The sequence below is a fragment of the Pseudarthrobacter sp. NPDC080039 genome (assembly GCF_040702335.1).
GTDB lineage: Bacteria > Actinomycetota > Actinomycetes > Actinomycetales > Micrococcaceae > Arthrobacter > Arthrobacter enclensis_A.
The window spans coordinates 1-3,066 of the sequence record NZ_JBFBKY010000063.1; the positions used below are offsets into that span (position 1 = coordinate 1).

Annotated in this window: 3 protein-coding genes; 2 read left to right on the plus strand and 1 reads right to left on the minus strand. The window is 59.4% G+C overall.

The features are described from left to right. Positions 1 to 255: 255 nt before the first annotated feature. Both AB0313_RS22020 and AB0313_RS22025 read left to right on the plus strand, forming a co-directional pair. Positions 256 to 1,188 (plus strand): hypothetical protein, encoded by a 933-nt coding sequence (locus AB0313_RS22020; RefSeq protein WP_366308464.1) that lies wholly within the window; start codon positions 256 to 258, stop codon positions 1,186 to 1,188. Further along, a complete protein-coding gene (locus tag AB0313_RS22025) occupies positions 1,185 to 1,532 on the plus strand; it encodes a GntR family transcriptional regulator (protein ID WP_307309565.1) in 348 nt (115 codons plus the stop codon). The genes AB0313_RS22020 and AB0313_RS22025 overlap by 4 nt, the downstream gene beginning before the upstream one ends. Positions 1,533 to 1,663: 131 nt before the next feature. On the opposite strand, the gene AB0313_RS22030 is transcribed toward AB0313_RS22025, so the two are convergent. Further along, a protein-coding gene (locus tag AB0313_RS22030) for an IS3 family transposase (RefSeq protein WP_307309768.1) occupies positions 1,664 to 2,919 on the minus strand; the annotation gives its coding sequence in 2 pieces (ribosomal slippage) (positions 1,664 to 2,553 and positions 2,553 to 2,919; 1,257 coding nt in all). Positions 2,920 to 3,066 lie beyond the last annotated feature (147 nt).

The window sequence follows — 3,066 nt, forward strand, 5'->3', positions numbered from 1 at the left end:
GAACTGGTCCCCGATTGTTGGACTCACAAATGTGTGATGTTCACTTTAGCGACTAGCGTGGGCTCTTCACGGAAGTTCCCCGCCCCCACCTTGGGGCGGGGAACTTCTTTGTTACTGAGAAACTTAGAACGTCACCACATGCTCGTCGACCAGGGGCTACAAAACGTCGGGCGACCTTTCCTTGACTGAACCTTGTAAATGTAACGGTGCATTGATACATTGCGTGTCAATTGGTTGATACATACGGAGGTCGCCGTGCAGCAGTGGAGAATCACCCTACTGGAGTTGTCACCGCTGCTCCTGGCCGCCGTTTTGTCTATTGGTATATGGCTGGCGACACGGAAAGACCGGACCGTGCTGAGGGGCCGCGCGGGTGTGCTCGCAGCCAGCGGCGGCCTGCTTCCGGTGGTAGTCAGCTTTCTATACTCGGTGGTGGCAATCACGCCGCAGCTTCTCGCATGGACGGGAACGGATGTGAGCATTGGTCTTCAGGACGCCAGATTCTCCATGCCATTGGTTGCCGGGCTGGTCGCGTTGGCCATACTCTCTGTCCCTGGTCCTCGGAAGCCTCCCGGATCGACGACCGCAGGCATCACCCGGAGGACAGCTTTGACTTTCCTCTCCGCAGGCTGGACGGTCGCCCTGATCGCAGTAGTTGGCGTTACGATTGCCCTCTCACTGGCGGCAGGGCTGGCATCCGCCCCAGACGAAACAGGCCGTTACGCCATGTTCAATTTCAAGATCGGCACTATGAGCGTGAGCTCTACGATCTACGGCTGGTACTACTCGGTTCCGGCGATGCTCCTCCTGATACTTCTGATCACCACCGCGTGGGTAGGCCTGGCACTTGTTGCCCGCCGGCCGCTGAGTGAGCCCAGAGAACAGGACGCTGTTGTGCGACGAGTCAAGAGCCGCAACATTATCGCGGTGACCACCGGTGCTTTACTCTTCCACCTAGCTGCGATCCTCGGCTCGTTGGCTGGAACATCCAGGGTGGGAGGTTCGCTCCCCACAGATACCGCCGGAATAATCAGCGTCGGGTCCCCCTTCGCCGCCCTGGGCCCCTTTCTCAACTCCAGCAGTTTTGTGGCAACGTGCCTTGGCGCGGCGGTCTGCCTCAGCGTTGTCCTCACGGCCGTTCCTTGGACCGCCAGGGTCCGACAGTCCACCATCAAAACCGCGCCATGATCATCGCCCTTTCCACCACTGGCGGGACGCCAGCAGAACAGATACACGACCAGATTCGCGGGCTCATCACCACGGGGGCACTTGCTGCAAACGAACGGCTCCCGTCTGTCCGGCAGCTTGCCGCGGATCTTCGCGTCGCCCCCGGCACGATCGCGAAGGTCTACAAGCAGCTAGAAGAAGAACAGTTCGTTGAAACTCGAGTCGGAGCCGGCACACGCGTCAGCCCGCACGCGGCGGCCGTCTCCAAGGACGTCGCTCGAGCTGCCAGAAAGCTAACGGACATATGCAAGCGCGACAACCTCGAACTCAACGAAGTCCTTCAAGTCATCCGTGCTACCTGGTAGAGGACGGTGCCATGCCGGCAGAAGGACCGGTAACGGCCGCTGGGCGTTCAGCCATCAGAAAGCTGTGAATGCGTCGGGTCGCCTGACCAGAGTCAGAGGAGGGACACCGCAGACCGACACCGGGCGGAAAGCTATGACGCGAGCATCTGAGCCCGGTACTGAACCGGGCTCCTCCCTTTGAGCGTGGTGGAGATTCTTTCGGTGTTGTACCAGTGGATGTACTCGTCGAGTGCTGCTGTTAGGGCTTCGGTGCTGAGGAAACGGACACGGTGGAAGAGTTCCTCCTTGAGGTGCCCAAAGAAGTTTTCCATCACCGCGTTGTCGTAGCAGTTGGCTTTGCGGGACATTGATTGGACCGCACCGGCCTGCCCCAAGAGAGTGCGCCAGGATACGTGCTGGTACTGGAACCCCTGGTCTGAATGCACGAGTGGCTGCTGCCCAGGCTCCAAGCATTCCAAGGCTGCACGCAAGGAGTCGTTAGTTAGATCCAGGTTCGGGGAAGTGCTGATGCTGTGAGAGATGATTTGCCGGTCGAAGAGGTCCATGACCGGCGAGAGATAGAGCTTGCGGTCTCCGACGCTGAACTCGGTCACATCCGTGACCCACTTCTGGTTGGGTGCAGTGGCATCGAACTTCCTGTTCAGGAGGTTCGGCGCGATCATGCCTTGCTCGCCTTGGTAGGAGCTGTAGCGCTTCCTGCGTCGGACCTTGCAGAACAGGCCGAGTGCCCGCATCAACTTCAGCACAGTCTTTTTTGCAACGGTCCAGCCAAGATTGAGCAGCTCCCTGTGCACCCGCCGGTGCCCGTACCGGCCATGGTTCTTCTTGAAGATGTCCCTGATGGAGGCCTTGAGCTCCTCTTGGGCGTCAGGGGCTTGAAGGCGCGCCTGGTGATAGAAAAACGTGGATCGCGCCAAGCCCGAGACCTGAAGAAGAAGCGGAAGCGGGAAGTCAGCCTTGAGGGCGATGAGGGCCTGGACCTTCACCTTTGTTTTTGAGCCCTCAAGGCTCGCAATTTTCCCAGATACGCGACTTCGGCCCGCAGACGTTCGTTCTCCCGCCGTAGCCGTTCCAGCTCGGATACTTCTGCAGGCGGTGGGGAGTCCGGCTTCCGGGGTCTGCCCTTGGGCTTGGGGCGTAAGGCGTCCACGCCTTCACGACGGTAGGCACGCACCCACGACTTGAGAAGCACGGCCGAAGATAAGCCGGCCTCTTCCGCCAAGGCCGGTGCAGTCTCACCAGCAAGGAACCGTTGCACCAGGGCGAGCTTGAATTCGAACGTGTACGACTGAGCAGGCTTCGTCACCAGCGCACCTTGACCATGGATCCTCCACCGCCGATACAGCCTCTTAACAGGCCCACTAGACTCACGAGACACACCCAGCATGGTGGCTGTCGCCGTGTAAGCAAGGCCTTTCTCAAACCACGCTACAGCCGTTGCGCGCTGATCGGCCGACAAAGAACTACTTGAACGCAAAACTGCTCCCCGGAAGTCGAAACTGAATTTTCAGTCCAACTTCCGGGGAGCAGTTCA